The sequence below is a fragment of the Streptomyces sp. NPDC126503 genome (assembly GCF_040302405.1).
GTDB lineage: Bacteria > Actinomycetota > Actinomycetes > Streptomycetales > Streptomycetaceae > Streptomyces > Streptomyces gulbargensis.
In genome coordinates this window covers 211,150-228,515 of the sequence record NZ_JBEORS010000009.1, presented here as the reverse complement: position 1 = coordinate 228,515, position 17,366 = coordinate 211,150, and the positions used below count along the sequence as shown (strand labels likewise).

The window sequence follows — 17,366 nt, the reverse complement described above, 5'->3', positions numbered from 1 at the left end:
TTACTAGGACGTCCTAGTAAATGTCGATGGGCAACCGCCGCGCGCGGCGCGCGCGGCGGTGTGGATCACGCCTTGGCGGGCTCCGCGGCGGTGTTCCGGACCAGCGGCAGGGTCTCCGCGACGATCTTGCGCTCGACGAAGAAGGCGGCGAAGGGGATCGTCCCGGACAGCAGCACCCACAGGAGCTTGCCGAACGGCCACTTCGCCTTGGAGCCCAGGTCGAAGGCGAAGATCAGGTACAGGATGTAAAGGACGCCGTGGAGCTGGGAGACCGCGAAGGTCACGTCCTCGCCCGTGTCGAAGCCGTACTTGGCCACCATGCACCCGCACAGGACGAGGAGCATGACGGCGGTCACGTAAGCCATGACGCGGTAGCGGGTCAGCACGCTGGATTTCATGAAGTCGAGCGTAACCGCCCGTTCCGGGCGATCTTCGGGAGGGCCCGGCGAGGGCCTGGGCCGCCCTTCGGATCGGGCCGCGAGCCCGGCAGGATCCGAAAGGAGAGGCCCTCAGGACTCCTCGAAGTCGTGCGCGGCCACGCGCAGCGGCCGGAGCATCGCGAAGATCTCGGCGCACTCCTCGGCGTCGTAGGCGCCGAGGCCGAAGTCCATGTCCATCAGGTCGCGGGTGGCGGCCTCGACCACCTCGCGGCCCTTCTCGGTGATGGAGGCGAGGGTGCCCCGGCCGTCGTTCGGGTTGGGCCGCTTGGCGACGAGGCCGGACCGCACGAGCCGGTCGACCGTGTTCGTCACGGACGTGGGGTGGACCATCAGCCGCTCGCCGATCTTCGACATGGGCAGCTCGCCCGCTTTGGAGAAGGTGAGCAGCACCAGGGCCTCGTACCGCGCGAAGGTCAGCCCGTACGGCTTGACGACGGCGTCGACCTCCGCGAGCAGGATCTGGTGGGCCCGCATGATCGAGGTGATCGCGGCCATCGAGGGGACCGGCCCCCAGCGCTTCTGCCAGAGTTCGTCGGCGCGGGCGATGGGGTCGAAGGGGAGACTGAGCGGCTTCGGCACGCGTCGACCTTACCGACTGGTCATATGGCGGTCAGCACCGTCTCGCCCTTCGGTCGCGGGCAGCGGCGCGGTGTCGCAACCGGAGAGTGACCGGCCGCTGTGCCACGATGACCCGGTATGTCACGGATCGTGACGTCGTACCGCTCCGTTCGTGACGCACTGTCCCCGCTGCCCGTCCGTACCGTCCCGTACCCGACCCTGGGGGCCGGATGTCCCGCCGCTCTGCCGTCACCGCCGCCGCCCTGGCGCTCGTCTCCGCGCTGCTGCTGCCCGGCTGCTCCCCCGGCGAGGAGCCCCGCCGGACGCCCGTCGGGCCGCCGTCCGCCCCCGCCGCGTCGGCGGCCCCGGCGAGCGGCTCGCCCTTCTGGGTGGACCCGGAGAGCGACGCGGCCCGGCAGGTGCGGACGTACGAGGCGGAGGGCAGGGCCGAGGACGCCCGGGTCCTGCGGCGGATCGCCGAGCGGCCGGTGGCGGTGTGGCCGGCGGGTGACGACCCGGTGCCGGAGATCACGCGGGCGGTGCGGGGCGCCGCGGCCGGGAACCGGACGGCCGTCTTCGTCGCGTACAACATCCCGCACCGCGACTGCGGGATGTACTCGGCGGGCGGCGCGCGCGACGGGCAGGCGTACCGGGACTGGATCGAGGCCTTCGCCTCCGCGATCGGGGACGCGCGGGCGATCGTCGTCCTGGAGCCGGACGCGGTGCCGCACGTGGTGGACGGCTGCACCCCGGCGCAGTACCACGACGAGCGGTACGGGCTGCTCGCGGACGCGATCGTACGGCTCAAGCGGCAGCCGGGCGTGCGGGTCTACCTGGACGCGGGCAACCCGGCCTGGATCGAGGACCCGGGCAAGCTGGTGGAGCCGCTGCGGCGGGCGGGGGTGGCCCGGGCCGACGGCTTCGCGCTCAACGTGTCGAACTTCCAGACGAACGAGGCGGTGCGGAGCTTCGGCGCGACCCTCTCGGGGCTCCTCGGCGGCATCCACTTCACGGTGGACACCAGCAGGAACGGCGCCGGCCCCCTGCCGGGCGACCGGGCGGAGGCCTGGTGCAATCCGCCGGGCCGGTCGCTCGGCGTGCCGCCGACGGACCGGACCGGGGACGCGCTGATCGACGCCTACCTGTGGATCAAGCGTCCCGGCGAGTCGGACGGGCAGTGCCGGGGCGGTCCGGCGGCCGGGACGTGGTGGCCGGACTACGCCCTGGGGCTGGCGCGGCGGGCGGCGTCCTGAACCGTCCGCCGCGCCCGCCCGGTCTCAGCCCACCTGGAGCCACTTCGCCTCGGACGGGGTGCCGTCCCGGTCGGTGACGAACAGCATGTACCAGCCGGGCGGGACGAGGGTGCGGTCGTCGGGGACGTCGACGGTGACCGAGGCCCCGTCCCGCCCCTTGGTCAGGGCGAGCTCCACGGAGCGCTGCTCGACGTCGGTGGTGTGGGTGACGGCGCTCGGGCGCATCAGACGGGCCTTGGCGATCCGGCCGGCGTCGCGGGTCCTGAAGGTGGCCCGGCCGTAGCGGTCGAGCTCCCTCGGTCCTTCCCCGAGGACGGGCCGGTCGGCGCCGGCCTTGTGCAGGTAGGGCGGGGTGAAGACCTCGATGCGCTGCTCGAAGGTGCCGAGCTTGGTGTTGTCCTTGTCGTCGAAGAGGGGGTCGGAGCCGAAGGTGGCGACCCGTCCGTCGGGCAGCAGCAGCGCCTCGGAGTGGTAGTTGCGGCCCACGGTCGGCTCGGCGGCCTCGCGGAAGGCGTTGGCCTTCGGATCGTAGAACTGGGCCTTGAGGATGTCGCTGCCGCTGCGCCCCCGGTAGTCCCCGGAGCCGCCGGTGGTGAAGACCGTGTCGTCGGGCAGCAGGACGCTGCTGAGGTAGCGGGTGCCCTGCGGGAGGGCCGGGCCGTCCCGGAAGGCGGGACTGTCCTTCGACAGGTCGATGATCGAGGTGCGGGCGGTGGACTTGGGTGACTCGCCCACCCCGCCGCCGCCGAGGACCATGACCTTCTGCTCCTGGGCGGGCGGCAGGATCAGGGAGGCGGAGGTCTCCAGCTGGTCGGGGTCGGTGAGGCCGGGCAGCCGGGTGAAGGCGTTCTTCCCGAGGTCCCACAGGCCCGGCTCGCGGCCCTTGTCGGCGGGGCCGTAGCCGGCGTTGGAGCCGGTGTAGAGGAGCTTGCCGCCCTTGGTGAGGAAGAGGGAGGGGTAGGTGGGGAAGTACCGGAAGGGGCCCTTGGACCACTTCTTGGTGACAGGGTCGTAGATCTCGTTGTCGCCGGGGACGACGTCGCCCACGTCGTTGAGGCCGGAGACGGCGAGGACCTTGCCGTCCTGGAGGGTGACCAGGGTCGGGTACCAGCGGGCGTCCTTCATGGGGGCGACCGGGATGTACTTCTCGGCCCGGGGGTCGAACTCGTAGGCGGCCTTGATGCCCTGGAAGTCCTGCTTCTCGGTGGTGAGCTTCTGGGCGATGCCGTAGACGTTGTCGGCGTCCTCGCCCTTGAGCCCGACGATCTCGTACTGGGCGGCCTCGGTGGTGAGGGCCTGGGGGCCTTCCTTCCTGGCCTCGACGAAGACCCGGGCCTCGGCGGCGGTCACCTTGGTCTTCCAGGGCTTCATCTGCCCGCTCTCGAAGTACGAGATCTCGAAGTCGCGCTTGGCCTTCGGGACGGTGACATCCGTGGTGGAGACGTACTCGACCCCGGACGGGGAGCGGAAGACGGTGCCCTTCTTCAGGGTCACGGCCTTGTCGGGGCTCTCGTTCTTCACCCGCATGCCGCCGCCGGCGCGCCGGACCTCGCCGTCGAGGACCTCGTAGCGGGCGGTGCCGCCGGCCACCAGGAGGCGGCCGTCGGGCAGCTGGGTGTGGCCGGAGCAGAAGAAGTCCTCGGGGGTGGGGATCTTCTTGAACGTGTTCTTCGCCGGGTCCCACAGGACGGTCTCGAAGGTGCCGGCGTCGAAGTTCTTCTGGCTGTTGCCGGAGCCGGCGATGAGCAGCACCTTGCCGGTGTGCAGGAGGGCGGCGTGGATGGCGTTGACCCGGTACTCGCCGGGGACGTCGACCTGCGCCCAGGAGCCGTAGGCCTTCTTGTAGCCGGGCTGGGCGATCTTGTACGCGTGGTACTTCTCCTCGGCGAAGGAGACGGCCGCGGGGGCGTTGAGGGCCGCGAGGACCAGGACGGCACCGCTGCCGAGCAGGGTCTTCTTGAATTTCTTCGACGGCCGGTAGGCCATGGATCAGTTCCCTCCGGTCGTCGTCGGCGCGGGCGCGGCCGACGCGGGCGGATGCGGGGGCAGCGGCGGTACGGGCACCACCTCGACGCCCTCGCGGGCGTGGACGCGACCGCGGGCGCGGGCCCGGGACCGGGCGTGCGCGCGCAGCCGGAGCAGGCGCCGCTCCCTCAGGGCCGTCCAGGCCCGGACGGCGACCGGGGCGAGGGCGATGACCAGGGCGAGCACCGCCCAGGTGCGCATGGCCGCGTGAGTGTGGTCGAAGTGGGCGGAGGCCGCCAGGGAGACGGCGAGGACCGCGGCCCAGAAGAGGTGGATACGGAAGGTGAGGATCCGGTCGGGGCTGGCCGCGCCGCCCTTCGGCGTGACGACGAAGCGGCCCCGGGTGCGGAGGACCGCCGAGCCGAGGGACTTGAGGTAGATGGGCGCGGAGAGCGCGGACATCACCATGCCGGCGAGGCCGCCGGAGCCCTCGGGTTCGTGCGGGGAGACGTTGTGGCGCCGGTTCCAGAGGTAGAGGCCGATCTGGAGGGCGACGGCGTCGCTGTAGATCATCATCCACACCTGGGAGGAGACCTGGGTGCCGGAGGCGCCGAGCCAGAGGTAGAGGACGCAGCTGAGGATGCCGAGCAGCCAGTTGACGGCCGTCATGGGGTAGTAGACGACCATCAGGGTGTAGTTGAGGAAGCGCCCCGGCGGCATCCTGAAGGGGGCCTTCCAGTACTGCTTGAGGACCGTCTCGTAGGTGCCGCGGGACCAGCGCAGCTGCTGCGTGAAGAAGTCGGTCCAGGAGGCGGGGCCCTCGCCGACGGCGAGCACGTCGGGGGTGTAGACGGAGCGCCAGTAGCGGCCTGTGGAGGGGTTCTTGGTGCGGTGCAGTTCGAAGCCGGTGGCCATGTCCTCGGTGATGGAGTCGTACAGGCCGCCGACCTGCTTGAGGGCGGTGATCCGCACGACGTTGTTGGTGCCGACGAACATGGGGGCGTGGTAGCGGTTGCCGGCGCGCTGGATGAGCGCGTGGAAGAGGAACTGCTGTGATTCGGCGGCCTTGGTGACGGCGCCGGTGTAGTTGCCGTACACCTGCGGTCCGACGACGAAGGCGACGTCCGGGTCGCGGAAGTAGCCGAGCATCCGCTCCAGGAAGTTGGGGAGCGGGACGTGGTCGGTGTCGACGGAGGCGAAGAAGTCGTAGTCGTCGCCGTGGCGGGCGATCCAGGCGTTGTAGTTGCCGTGCTTCGTCTTCGCCTTGTGGGGGCCCTGGGCGCGGTTCCACTCGGGGACGCCGGCGCGGGAGAAGTGGCGGACGCCGAGTTCGGCGCAGAGCGCCTTGGCCTCGGCGCTGTCGCCCTCGTCGAGGAGCCAGATGTCCAGGGGGCCGTCGTGGCGGAGCCGCACGGCGCCTTCGAGGGTGCCGCGGACCATGGTGAGCGGTTCCTTGCCCGGGACGTACGTGGTGAGGAAGGCGACGCGGGTGCCGCGCTGGGGGCGCACGGGCACGGGGTCGCGGGCGACCATGGTGGCGTGGGCGATGGAGGCGACGTTCACCAGCATGAAGAAGCAGATGAGCCCGATCGACACGAGCATCACGGTGTCGAAGCGGACCAGCCAGCGGTCACCGCCCTCGCGGACGGTCCAGTGGGTGGGCCAGACGAGGTAGGCCAGGAGCAGCGCCGAGAGGACCGGCGCGAGACCCATGAGGAGGACGGCGCGTATTCGGTGCGGCTCCTTCGCGAGCAGACTCCGGTACTGCACCGTGTAGGCCGCCGTGTCCGGCTCCGTGAGGGGGCCGGCGAGTCGGCTGTAGGTGTCGTAGTCGTAGCCTCCCGGCCGCACGGTGCCTCCAGCTGTCGTCGAACGGGTCGATACACCCACAAAAGGGGACAGCGTTCGGTGTGTCGACCGGAGTCGTCCGAGCGAGTTGTTCTCGGCGCCGTACGGGTGAGCCCCCGGACCGGGAGGTTCGGGGGCTCGGTGGAGGGGGCGGGATCACTCCGCCAAGTGGCGCTCCACGGTGGCCACTTTCGCGGTGAGCCCGTCGGTGACGCCGGGCCGGATGTCGGCCTTGAGGACGAGGGAGACGCGCGGGGCGCGCGCCTCGACGGCGGCGACGGCCCGCTTGACGACGTCCATCACCTCGTCCCACTCCCCCTCGACGGAGGTGAACATGGCGTCGGTGCGGTTCGGGAGGCCGGACTCGCGGACGACCCGGACGGCGTCGGCGACGTATTCGCCGACCTCCTCCCCGACGCCGAGGGGAGTGACGGAGAAGGCGACGATCACGCGTTCACCGTGCCTTCGCGGCGGGCGCGGGAGGCGATGACGGCGGCCTCGGCCTCGCGCTTGAGCTTGCGGTCGGCGTAGAAGCCGCCGAAGGGCAGGACCGAGAGGACGAAGTAGAGGGCCGCCGTCGTGAAGGACCACTTGGTGCGGTTCCAGGCGTCCAGCCAGAACAGGACGTAGAGGACGAAGAGGATGCCGTGGATCGCGCCCATGACCGGCACCGCGTTGAAGTCCGTGGTCCGCTTGAGGACCGAGCAGACGAGCAGGAGCAGGAACGACACGGCTTCCGGTCCGGAGACCAGGCGGAGCCGGTGGAGGGAGGAGGCGGTCTTGATGTCCACGACGGGGTCACCTTCGTTCGATCTTGTGAACGGATGCACAAGGGCCGTCCCATTGTGCACCCCGACTTTGCAGTCCCTTTAACCGGGTCCCCAGTACCGTCGAGGCCGTGGCAACGTTCCGACTCCAAGGCAGCAAGGTGCTCGCCGTCTCCCTGACCGGTGACGCCGTGAAGGCGAAGAACGGCTCGATGGTCGCCTACGACGGCCAGATGGCGTTCAAGAAGATGAGCGGTGGCGGTGAGGGCCTGCGCGGCATGGTGACCCGCCGGCTCACCGGCGAGCAGATGGAGGTGATGGAGGTACGCGGTCAGGGGACCTGCTGGTTCGCCGACCGGGCCTCCGAGATCAACCTCGTCGCGCTGCACGGCGAGAAGCTGTGGGTGGAGGCGAGCAATCTCCTCTGCGCGGACGAGGGGCTGCGCACCGGCACGACCTTCACGGGGCTGCGCGGCGGCGCCACGGGCAACGGCCTCTTCACCACGACGGTGGAGGGCACGGGCCAGGCGGCGATCATGTCCGACGGTCCGGCGGTGGTGCTGCGGGTGACCCCGCAGTACCCGCTCCAGGTGGACCCGGGCGCGTACATCGCCCACCAGGGCAACCTCCAGCAGCACTTCCAGTCGGGCGTGACCTTCCGCACCTTCATGGGCGAGGGCGGCGGCGAGGCGTTCCAGATCCGCTTCGAGGGCGACGGGCTGGTCTACGTGCAGCCGAGCGAGCGGAACACGGTCGGGGGCGAACTGTGAGCGACGCGCGCGCGGGCACCGGCCCGCGGAAGGCGATCACGGCCGCACCTCCGCGCCGCGCGGGGAGAGAAGCTCACGAGGGAGGTGCGGTCTGATGCCGTTCCGGGAGATCAACTCCAAGATGGTCGAGGCCCAGGTCGTCCCCGGGCAGCGACTCTTCAGCCAGCGCGGCGCGATGCTGGCCTACCGCGGCGAGGTCTCTTTCACGCCGAACACGAGCGGCGGCCAGGGCGGGCTGATGTCGATGATCGGCCGCCGGGTGGCGGGCGAGGCGACCCCGCTGATGACCGTGGAGGGCAGCGGCACGGTGCTGTTCGGGCACGGCGGCCACCACGTGCAGGTGATCGCGCTGGCGGGCGACACCCTGTACGTGGAGGCGGACCGGCTGCTCGCCTTCGACGGCACCCTGGAGCAGGGCACGATGTTCATGGGCTCGCAGGGCGGGGTCATGGGCATGGTGCGCGGCCAGGTGACGGGCCAGGGCCTGTTCACCACGACCCTGAAGGGGCACGGCTCGGTGGCCGTCATGGCGCACGGCGGGGTGATCGAGCTGCCGATCGCGCCGGGCCGCCCGGTCCACGTGGACCCGCAGGCGTACGTGGCGCACCGCGGCGACGTACGGAACAAGCTGTCCACCGCGCTGGGCTGGCGCGACATGGTGGGCCGCGGCTCGGGCGAGGCGTTCCAGCTGGAGCTGAGCGGCAGCGGCGTGGTCTACGTCCAGGCCTCGGAGGAGAAGCTGTGAGCACCCCCGTCATCCACGACCCGCACACGCTGCCGTCGGACGACAACGTCAACCCGTACACCTTCTGCGTGGAGCTCAAGGGCTCCCAGTGGTTCCTGCAGAAGGGGAAGATGATCGCCTACTACGGGCGGATCGAGTTCAACGGCGTCGGGCACGGCCGGCTGGACCGGTTGGTCCGCACCTCCTTCCACTCGCCGCTGCACGCGAGCGACTGGGTGGTGGCGGAGGGCAGCGGGAAGATGCTGCTGGCGGACCGGGCCTTCGACGTGAACTCCTACGACCTGGACGAGGGCAACCTGACGATCCGCTCCGGGAACCTGCTCGCGTACCAGCCGTCGCTGGCGCTGAAGCAGTCGATCGTGCCGGGCTTCGTGACGCTGATCGGCACCGGCAAGTTCGTCGCCGCGTCCAACGGTCCGGTGGTCTTCATGGAGCCGCCGCTGCGGGTGGACCCGCAGGCACTGGTGGGCTGGGCGGACTGCCCGTCCCCGTGCCACCACTACGACCACGGGTACATGACGGGTGTCATGGGCGGGCTGCGCGCCCTGACGGGCATCGGAGGCACGTCGGGCGAGGAGCACCAGTTCGAGTTCGTGGGCGCGGGCACGGTGCTGCTGCAGTCGACGGAGCTGCTGATGCCGGAGCGGGACGCGGGCGTGACGCCGGCGCAGCCGGGGGTCCCGGGCGGGCAGGGAGGGTACGGTTCCGGCCAGGGCCAGCACGGTTCGGTGCCGCGCCTTCCCGGACAGCTCGGAGACCTCCAGCGTCGCTTCGGGCTGTGAGCGGTAGTCTGCGGAGTGTGACGCCCCTCGAAGGCGTGTCCGTGCCGGGGCAGCGGGTGCGTCGCGTCACACTCCCAGATTTCGTCAAGTATTCAACTTCTTAGGTAGAATCCATACATGGAGACCGAGACAGCCACCCCCTGGCTCACCGACGCCGAGCAGTGCGCCTGGCGCACGTACCTGGACGTCAACAGAATGCTGACGCACCAGTTGGAGAGGGACCTCCAGCCCTTCGGTCTGACGATGAACGACTACGAGATCCTCGTGAACCTCTCGGAGTCGGCCGAGCGGCGGCTGCGCATGAGCGACCTGGCCGCGGCCACCCTCCAGTCCAAGAGCCGCCTCTCCCACCAGATCACCCGCATGGAGAACGCGGGCCTCGTCGAGCGCGCCCACTGCGAGTCCGACCGGCGCGGGCTCTACGCCGTCCTCACCGACCAGGGCATGGAGACCATGCGCAAGGTCGCCCCGCACCACGTCGAATCGGTTCGCCGGCACTTCATCGACCGGCTCAGCCCCGAGGCCCTCGCCGACCTCCACGACTCGCTGAAGCCGGTCGCGGAGGAGTTGCGCGGACTGCGCGGGAAGCCCTGACGGCGCCGCCCGGCGCCCCGACCTGACATATCCGCACCGGGACACCCCGGTGGCGCGAAAGGGCCTTCCCGGTCGTCCGGGAAGGCCCTTTCGCGTGCCGTTGCCCCGTGGCCTGGGCGTACGAGGACTGACTCAGGCGGTGCCCGTCAGGCTCGCGACGAGCTCGTCGGAGGCCGCGTACGGGTCCAGCTCGCCCGCCGTGATCCGCTCCGCGAGCGCGTCCAGGCGCCGGTCGCCGCGCAGGTCGCCGATCCGCTCCCGCAGCGCCGTGATGGTGATGGTCTCCACCTCACGCGCCGCACGGGACCGCCGGCGCTCCGCGAGCACCCCGTGCTCCTCCATCCACGCCCGGTGCTTCTCCAGGGCCTCCACGACCTCGTCGACGCCCTCGCCGCGCGCCGCGACCGTCTTCACGATCGGCGGCCGCCAGTCGCCCGGGGCGCGCGCCTCACCGAGGCCCAGCATGTGGTTGAGCTCGCGGGCCGTGGCGTCCGCCCCGTCCCGGTCCGCCTTGTTCACCACGTACACGTCGCCGATCTCCAGGATGCCCGCCTTCGCGGCCTGGATGCCGTCGCCCATGCCGGGCGCCAGGAGGACGACGGAGGTGTCGGCCTGGGAGGCGATCTCCACCTCCGACTGGCCGACGCCGACCGTCTCCACCAGGATCACCTCGCAGCCGGCCGCGTCGAGGACGCGGATGGCCTGCGGGGCCGCCCAGGCGAGACCGCCCAGGTGCCCGCGGGTGGCCATGGAGCGGATGTAGACGCCCGGGTCGGAGGCGTGCTCCGACATCCGCACCCGGTCACCGAGGAGCGCGCCGCCGCTGAACGGCGAGGACGGGTCGACGGCGAGCACGCCGACCCGCTTGCCCGCCCTGCGGTACGCCGAGACCAGCGCCGAGGTGGACGTGGACTTGCCCACGCCCGGTGAGCCCGTCAGGCCCACCACGTACGCGCCGCCCGTCAGCGGCGCCAGCGTCGCCATCACCTCGCGCAGCTGCGGGGACGCCCCCTCCACGAGCGAGATCAGCCGGGCCACGGCACGCGGCCGGCCCTCCCGTGCCTGGGCGACCAGAGCGGGGACGTCCACCATCAGTCGAGCTCCTTGCGCTTGCGTGCGTGACTTACTTGCCCGGGACCTTGATGATCAGCGCGTCGCCCTGGCCGCCGCCGCCGCACAGCGCGGCCGCGCCGACGCCGCCGCCGCGCCGCTTGAGCTCCAGGGCCAGGTGCAGCACCACACGGGCACCGGACATGCCGATGGGGTGGCCGAGCGCGATGGCGCCGCCGTTGACGTTCACCTTTTCGGGGGTGACGCCGAGGTCCTTCATCGACTGGTGGGCGACCGCGGCGAAGGCCTCGTTGATCTCGATCAGGTCGAGGTCCTCGACCTGCAGGCCCTCCTTCTTCAGGGCGTGGCGGATCGCGTTGGACGGCTGGGACTGGAGCGAGTTGTCCGGGCCCGCCACGTTGCCGTGGGCGCCGATCTCGGCGATCCACTCCAGGCCGAGCTCCTGGGCCTTGGCCTTGCTCATCACGACCACGGCGGCGGCGCCGTCGGAGATCTGCGAGGAGGTGCCGGCGGTGATCGTGCCGTCCTTGGCGAAGGCCGGGCGGAGCTTGGCGAGGGACTCGGCCGTGGTCTCGCCGCGGATGCCCTCGTCCTGGGAGAAGACGACCGGCTCGCCCTTGCGCTGCGGGATCTCCACCGGGGTGATCTCGGCCTCGAAGATGCCGTTCTTCTGGGCGGCGGCGGCCCGCTGGTGCGAGAGGGCGGCGATCTCGTCCTGGACCTGGCGCTCGATGCCGAGGCGGGTGTTGTGCTTCTCGGTGGACTCGCCCATGGCGATGCCCTCGAAGGCGTCGGTGAGGCCGTCGTACGCCATCGCGTCGAGCATCTCGATGGCGCCGTACTTGTAGCCCTCACGGGACTTCGGCAGCAGGTGCGGGGCGTTGGTCATCGACTCCTGGCCGCCGGCGACGACCACGTCGAACTCACCCGCGCGGATGAGCTGGTCGGCGAGGGCGATGGCGTCGAGGCCGGAGAGACACACCTTGTTGACGGTGAGGGCCGGGACGTTCATCGGGATGCCGGCCTTGACGGCGGCCTGGCGGGCGGGGATCTGCCCGGCACCCGCCTGGAGCACCTGCCCCATGATCACGTACTGGACCTGGTCGCCGCCGATGCCGGCCCGGTCGAGGGCGGCCTTGATGGCGAAGCCGCCGAGGTCGGCGCCCGAGAAGGACTTGAGCGAGCCGAGCAGACGACCCATGGGCGTGCGGGCGCCCGCGACGATCACTGAGGTGGTACCGGTCGTTCCAGACATGAGGCACAGCCCCTTGGGATGAGGAGTGAACGAGGGTTTACCGCCAATGTACTGAGCGGTGCGGCACCGGGTCACCGGCCAGTCGGTGTGATCGCGCGCACGTTGCGTAACCACCGCCGCGGCGCTGCACTGGACACATGCTGACGCGTATCGACCACATCGGGATCGCCTGTTTCGACCTGGACAGGACCGTCGAGTTCTACCGTGCCACGTACGGTTTCGAGGTCTTCCACACCGAGGTCAACGAGGAGCAGGGCGTCCGCGAGGCCATGCTCAAGATCAACGGGACCTCCGATGGCGGGGCCTCCTACCTCCAGCTCCTCGAGCCCACCCGCGAGGACTCCGCGGTGGGCAAGTGGCTGGCCAAGAACGGCGAGGGCGTGCACCACATCGCCTTCGGCACCGCCGACGTCGACGGGGACGCCGAGGCCATCCGCGGGAAGGGCGTCCGGGTCCTCTACGACGAGCCGCGGACCGGTTCCATGGGCTCCCGCATCACCTTCCTGCACCCCAAGGACTGCCACGGCGTCCTCACCGAACTGGTCACCTCGGCGGAGCCGTCGGCTGACCACTCCTCAGCGGAGCACTGACCTCCGGTTTCCTGGCCCGGTAGAGTGGGCGACTCCGGGCCGGGGCCGGTCGGGGCCGCTCCGTGCGGCACCGAAGTCGGGATGTCGGGGTCGTCCGATCTGCCACGATTCCCCGGGGGGTCCGTCCTCGACCGCGAGGACGTGCTCGTTGGAGTTGCGAGCAGGGTTGGGGTCTCCCCTGCTCGGAGAGCTCGGGGAAGGATGGGACCGCGCAGTGCGGGGCTACGAACGCCAGGAGAGCCACCGAGCTGAGGACGACCATCTCGCCCGGTTCGAGGCCGAGATGGAGCGGCTGAAGACCGAGCGGGAGAAGGCCGTCCAGCACGCCGAGGACCTCGGCTACCAGGTCGAGGTCTTGCGTGCCAAGCTCCACGAGGCGCGCCGCACCATCGCGTCCCGGCCCGCGTACGACAGCGCGGACATCGGGTACCAGGCCGAGCAGTTGCTGCGCAACGCCCAGGTCCAGGCCGAGCAGCTCCGCCAGGACGCCGAGCGCGAGCTGCGCGAGGCCCGGGCCCAGACGCAGCGCATCCTCCAGGAGCACGCCGAGCACCAGGCCCGGCTCCAGGCCGAGCTGCACAACGAGGCGGTGCAGCGCCGCCAGCAGCTCGACCAGGAACTGAACGAGCGCCGCCAGACCGTCGAGGCGCACGTCAACGAGAACGTCGCCTGGGCCGAGCAGCTGCGCGCCCGCACCGAGGCGCAGGCCCGCCGGCTCATGGAGGAGTCCCGCGCCGAGGCCGAGCAGGCGCTCGCCACCGCCCGTGCCGAGGCCGCCCGGCTCACCGAGGAGACCGGCCGCCGCGTCGGCGCCGAGGCGGAGTCCGCCCGTGCCGAGGCCGAAGCGATTCTGCTGCGCGCCCGCAAGGACGCCGAGCGGCTCCTCGCCGCCGCCTCCAGCCAGGCGCAGGAGGCCACCAGCCACGCCGAGCAGCTCCGTACCACCACCACCGCCGAGACCGACCAGGCCCGCCGCCAGGCCACCGAGCTCTCCCGCGCCGCCGAGCAGCGGATGCAGGAGGCCGAGGAGAAGCTCCGCCTGGCCCGCGCCGAGGCCGAGCGGACCCTCGCCGAGGCCAAGGAGGCCGCCGCCCGGCAGCTGGCCTCCGCCGAGTCCGTCAACGAGCAGCGCACCCGCACCGCCAAGACCGAGATCGCCCGGCTGGTCGGCGAGGCCACCAAGGAGGCGGAGACCCTCAAGGCCGAGGCCGAGGAGAAGCTCCGCGAGGCCACCGAGCGCGCCGAGAAGCTGGTCGCCGAGGCCACCGAGAAGGCCCGTACCGCGGCGGCCGAGGACTCCGCCGCGGCGCTCGCCAAGGCCGCCCGCAGCGCCGAGGAGATCCTCGGCAAGGCCTCCGAGAGCGCGCAGGAGACCACCCGCAAGGCCGCCGAGGAGGCGGAGCGGATCCGCCGCGAGGCCGAGACCGAGGCCGACCGGCTGCGCTCGCGCGCCGAGGAGCAGGCCGACGAGCTGCTCGGTTCCGCGAAGGACGACACCAAGGAGTACCGGGCCAAGACGGTCGAGCTCCAGGAGGAGGCCCGCCGCCTGCGCGGTGAGGCCGAGCAGCTGCGCGCCGAGGCGATCGCCGAGGGCGAGCGCATCCGCGGCGAGGCCCGCCGCGAGGCCGTCCAGCAGATCGAGGAGGCGGCCAGGACCGCCGAGGAGCTCCTCGCCAAGGCCCGTACCGACGCCGACGAGCTGCGCGCCAAGGCCGGCACGGAGAGCGAGCGGGTCAGGACCGAGGCGATGGAGCGGGCCCAGACGCTCCGCGCCCAGGCCGAGGAGACGCTGGAGCGGACCCGCGCCGAGGCCGAGCGGCTGCGGGCCGAGGCCGAGGAGCAGGCGGAGTCCGTACGGGAGGCGGCCGAGAAGGCCGCCGCCGAGCTGCGCGCGGACGCCGAGCGGGCCGCCGAGGCCCGGCGCGCCCAGGCCGCCGAGGAGCTGGCCCGGCTGCACACCGACGCCGAGGCGAAGGTCGCCGCCGCCGGGCAGGAGCTCACCGATGCCCGGGCGGAGAGCGAGCGGATCCGCCGCGAGGCCGCGGAGGAGACCGAGCGGCTGCGGACCGAGGCCGCCGAGCGCATCCGTACCCTCCGGGAGCAGGCCGAGCAGGAGGCCGAGCGGCTGCGGACCGAGGCCGCGGCCGACGCGTCCACGGCGCGCGCCGAGGCCGAGGCGACGGCGGTACGGCTCCGCACGGAGGCCGCCACCGAGGCCGAGCGCCTGAAGTCGGAGGCCCAGGAGACCGCCGACCGGGTGCGGGCCGAGGCCGCCGCGGCGGCCGAGCGGGTCGCGGCCGAGGCCGCGGAGGCGCTCGCCGCCGCGCAGGAGGAGGCCAACCGGCGCCGCCGGGAGGCCGAGGAGACCCTGGAGTCGGCGCGCTCGGAGGCGGGCCGGGAGCGCGAGCTGGCCCGCGAGCAGTCGGAGGAACTCCTCGCCGCCGCCCGCAAGCGGGTGGAGGAGGCGCAGACCGAGGCGCAGCGCCTGGTCGAGGAGGCGGACGCGCGGGCGACCGAGATGGTCACCGCCGCCGAGCACACCGCCCAGGAGGTGCGGGACTCGGTGGCCGGGCTGCGCGAGCAGGCCGAGGAGGAGATCGCCGGGCTGCGGTCCGCCGCCGAGCACGCGTCGGAGCGGACCCGCACCGAGGCGCAGGAGGAGGCGGACCGGGTCCGCGCCGACGCCCACGAGGAGCGGGAGCGCGCGACCGAGGACGCGGCCCGGGTCCGGGCGCGCGCCCAGGAGGAGTCGGAGGCCGCGAAGGCGCTGGCCGAGCGGACGGTCGCGGACGCGATCACCGAGTCGGAGAAGCTGCGCGCGGACACCGCCGAGTACGCGCAGCGGGTACGGACCGAGGTCACGGACTCGCTCGCCGCGGCCGAGCAGGACGCGGCCCGCACCCGGGCGGACGCCCGGGAGGACGCCAACCGGATCCGTTCCGAGGCGGCCGAGCGCGCCGAGTCGGTGGTCGGTGAGGCGCGGGCGGAGGCCGAGCGGATCGGCGCCGAGGCGGCCGAGCTGCGGGCCGAGGCGGAGCGGATCAAGACGGAGGGCGAGGCGCAGGCGGAGGCGCTGCGCGCCGCGGCCCGCGCGGACGGCGAGCAGGTCCTCGACGAGGCCCGCAAGGCCGCCGACAAGCGGCGCGCCGACGCCGCCGCCCAGGCCGACACCCTCATCGGCGAGGCCACCGCCGAGGCGGAACGGCTCACCACCGAGGCCGCCGAACTGCTGGAGACGACCGAGCGCGACGCCGAGCGGCTCCGTACCGAGGCCGAGCAGGTCAAGGCCGAGGGCGAGGCGCAGGCGGAAGCGCTGCGCGCCGCGGCCCGCGCGGACGGCGAGCAGGTCCTCGACGAGGCCCGCAAGGCCGCCGACAAGCGGCGCGCCGACGCCGCCGCCCAGGCCGACGCCCTCGTCGGCGAGGCCACCGCCGAGGCGGAGCGCATCGCGGCGGAGGCCGCCGAGCTGCGCGAGACCACCGAGCGCGACGCCGAGCGGCTCCGTGCCGAGGCCGAGCAGGTCAAGGCGGACGGCGAGGCGCACGCCCAGGCACTGCGGGCGGCGGCGCTCGCGGACTCCGACCGGATCCTGGACGAGGCGCGCAAGGCCGCCGACAAGCGGCGCGCCGACGCGGGCGAGCAGGCCGACGCGCTCGTGGGCGAGGCGACCGCGGAGGCGGAGCGGATCACCAACGAGGCGCTGGAGCTGGCCGACGCGGTGACCACGGACGCCCGCGCCGAGGCCGGCCGGACCGTCGCGACGGCCGCCGAGGAGGCGGAGCGGCTGCGGGCCGAGGGCGCCGAGGCGCTGGAGGCCGCGCGTCAGGAGGCGGAGCGGGTCCGTACGGAGTCGGAGCGGGTCCGGGCGGACGCCGAGGCTGCGGCCGAGCGGATGCGCGCGGAGGCGCGGGCCGAGGCGGACCGCACGCTCGACGAGGCGCGGGAGGCCGGGGCGCGCAGGCGTTCCGACGCGGCCGAGCAGGCGGACCAGTTGATCGCCAAGGCGCAGGAGGAGGCCCTGCGCGCCACCACCGAGGCGGAGACGCAGGCGGACACGATGGTCGGCGCGGCCCGCAAGGAGGCCGAGCGGATCGTCGCGGAGGCGACGGTGGAGGGCAACTCCCTGGTGGAGAAGGCCCGTGCGGACGCGGACGAGCTGCTGGTCGGCGCGCGCAGCGACGCGACCGCGATAAGGGAGCGGGCGGAGGAGCTGCGCGGCCGGATCGAGGCCGAGATCGAGGAGTTGCACGACCGGGCGCGGCGCGAGACGGCCGAGCAGATGAAGACGGCCGGCGAGCGGGTCGACAAGCTGGTGAAGGCGGCGGAGGAGCAGCGCGCCGAGGCGGAGGAGAAGGCGAAGGAGCTGGTCTCGGAAGCGAGTTCGGAGGCGAGCAAGGTCAGGATCGCGGCCGTGAAGAAGGCGGAGGCGCTGCTGAAGGAGGCCGAGCAGAAGAAGGCCTCGCTCGTCGCGGAGGCGGAGCGGATCAAGGCGGAGGCGGAGGCCGAGGCCGAGCGTCTGGTCGCGGAGGGCCGGCGGGAGCTGGAGGTCCTGACGCGGCGCCGCAAGGACATCAATGCCGAGATCTCCCGTGTCCAGGACGTTCTGGAGGCGTTGGAGTCTTTCGAGACTCCGTCGGCGGGGGCCAAGTCCGCCGGGGCGGTGGGTGCCAAGGCGGGCGCGTCAGCGGGGTCCACTCGTTCGGGTGGCAAGTCCCAGGACGGGTAGCC

The 17,366-nt window shown here is 72.5% G+C and carries 14 protein-coding genes and 1 pseudogene; 7 read left to right on the top strand and 8 right to left on the bottom strand.

The features are described from left to right. Positions 1-65 precede the first annotated feature (65 nt). Positions 66-398 (bottom strand): DUF3817 domain-containing protein, encoded by a 333-nt coding sequence (locus tag ABTY40_RS15240; RefSeq protein ID WP_345285483.1) that lies wholly within the window; start codon positions 396-398, stop codon positions 66-68. A gap of 111 nt (positions 399-509) precedes the next feature. Continuing rightward, a complete protein-coding gene (locus tag ABTY40_RS15235) occupies positions 510-1,019 on the bottom strand; it encodes a MarR family winged helix-turn-helix transcriptional regulator (protein ID WP_309051548.1) in 510 nt (169 codons plus the stop codon). A gap of 209 nt (positions 1,020-1,228) precedes the next feature. Here ABTY40_RS15235 and ABTY40_RS15230 point away from each other — a divergent pair, with 209 nt between their 5' ends. Next, complete coding sequence (locus ABTY40_RS15230; protein ID WP_352059894.1) at positions 1,229-2,251, top strand: glycoside hydrolase family 6 protein; 1,023 nt, start codon at positions 1,229-1,231, stop codon at positions 2,249-2,251. 24 nt (positions 2,252-2,275) lie between these two features. Here the strand turns inward: ABTY40_RS15230 and glxA are convergent, their stop codons facing one another. From glxA to ABTY40_RS15210, 4 genes and pseudogenes are all read right to left on the bottom strand, one after another. Further along, on the bottom strand, positions 2,276-4,237 hold the full coding sequence (glxA, locus tag ABTY40_RS15225; protein ID WP_352059893.1) for a radical copper oxidase GlxA: 1,962 nt from the start codon (positions 4,235-4,237) through the stop codon (positions 2,276-2,278). 3 nt (positions 4,238-4,240) lie between these two features. After that, a pseudogene (locus ABTY40_RS15220) lies at positions 4,241-6,106 on the bottom strand (glycosyltransferase family 2 protein). A 114-nt stretch (positions 6,107-6,220) separates the two neighbouring features. Beyond that, positions 6,221-6,514, bottom strand: coding sequence for an MTH1187 family thiamine-binding protein (locus ABTY40_RS15215; RefSeq protein ID WP_352059891.1), 294 nt, complete (start codon positions 6,512-6,514; stop codon positions 6,221-6,223). After that, positions 6,511-6,855 (bottom strand): DUF3817 domain-containing protein, encoded by a 345-nt coding sequence (locus ABTY40_RS15210; protein WP_309051810.1) that lies wholly within the window; start codon positions 6,853-6,855, stop codon positions 6,511-6,513. The genes ABTY40_RS15215 and ABTY40_RS15210 overlap by 4 nt, the downstream gene beginning before the upstream one ends. A 107-nt stretch (positions 6,856-6,962) precedes the next feature. Between ABTY40_RS15210 and ABTY40_RS15205 the strand changes: the two genes are divergently transcribed. The 4 genes from ABTY40_RS15205 (at position 6,963) to ABTY40_RS15190 (ending at position 9,722) form a co-directional block, all read left to right on the top strand. After that, positions 6,963-7,601, top strand: a complete 639-nt coding sequence (locus tag ABTY40_RS15205; protein ID WP_352059890.1) for an AIM24 family protein — start codon at positions 6,963-6,965, stop codon at positions 7,599-7,601. Between the two features lie 94 nt (positions 7,602-7,695). Next, positions 7,696-8,346 carry an AIM24 family protein gene (locus tag ABTY40_RS15200; RefSeq protein ID WP_352059889.1) on the top strand — a complete coding sequence of 217 codons (651 nt, stop codon included), beginning with the start codon at positions 7,696-7,698 and terminating at the stop codon, positions 8,344-8,346. Further along, complete coding sequence (locus ABTY40_RS15195; RefSeq protein ID WP_352059888.1) at positions 8,343-9,128, top strand: AIM24 family protein; 786 nt, start codon at positions 8,343-8,345, stop codon at positions 9,126-9,128. The genes ABTY40_RS15200 and ABTY40_RS15195 overlap by 4 nt, the downstream gene beginning before the upstream one ends. 117 nt (positions 9,129-9,245) lie before the next feature. Continuing rightward, positions 9,246-9,722 carry a MarR family winged helix-turn-helix transcriptional regulator gene (locus ABTY40_RS15190; protein ID WP_345285502.1) on the top strand — a complete coding sequence of 159 codons (477 nt, stop codon included), beginning with the start codon at positions 9,246-9,248 and terminating at the stop codon, positions 9,720-9,722. Positions 9,723-9,854: 132 nt separating this feature from the next. Here the strand turns inward: ABTY40_RS15190 and meaB are convergent, their stop codons facing one another. Continuing rightward, positions 9,855-10,814: a methylmalonyl Co-A mutase-associated GTPase MeaB gene (gene meaB / locus ABTY40_RS15185; RefSeq protein WP_309051805.1), complete on the bottom strand. Its 960-nt coding sequence runs from the start codon at positions 10,812-10,814 to the stop codon at positions 9,855-9,857. Positions 10,815-10,845: 31 nt separating this feature from the next. Further along, positions 10,846-12,048: an acetyl-CoA C-acetyltransferase gene (locus ABTY40_RS15180; RefSeq protein ID WP_345285505.1), complete on the bottom strand. Its 1,203-nt coding sequence runs from the start codon at positions 12,046-12,048 to the stop codon at positions 10,846-10,848. Positions 12,049-12,185: 137 nt separating this feature from the next. Here ABTY40_RS15180 and mce point away from each other — a divergent pair, with 137 nt between their 5' ends. After that, positions 12,186-12,638, top strand: a complete 453-nt coding sequence (mce, locus tag ABTY40_RS15175) for a methylmalonyl-CoA epimerase (protein WP_345285506.1) — start codon at positions 12,186-12,188, stop codon at positions 12,636-12,638. Positions 12,639-12,852: 214 nt separating this feature from the next. Then, the gene (gene scy / locus ABTY40_RS15170; RefSeq protein WP_352059887.1) at positions 12,853-17,364 is read left to right on the top strand and encodes a polarized growth protein Scy; all 4,512 of its coding nucleotides are present in this window, start codon (positions 12,853-12,855) and stop codon (positions 17,362-17,364) included. Positions 17,365-17,366 lie beyond the last annotated feature (2 nt).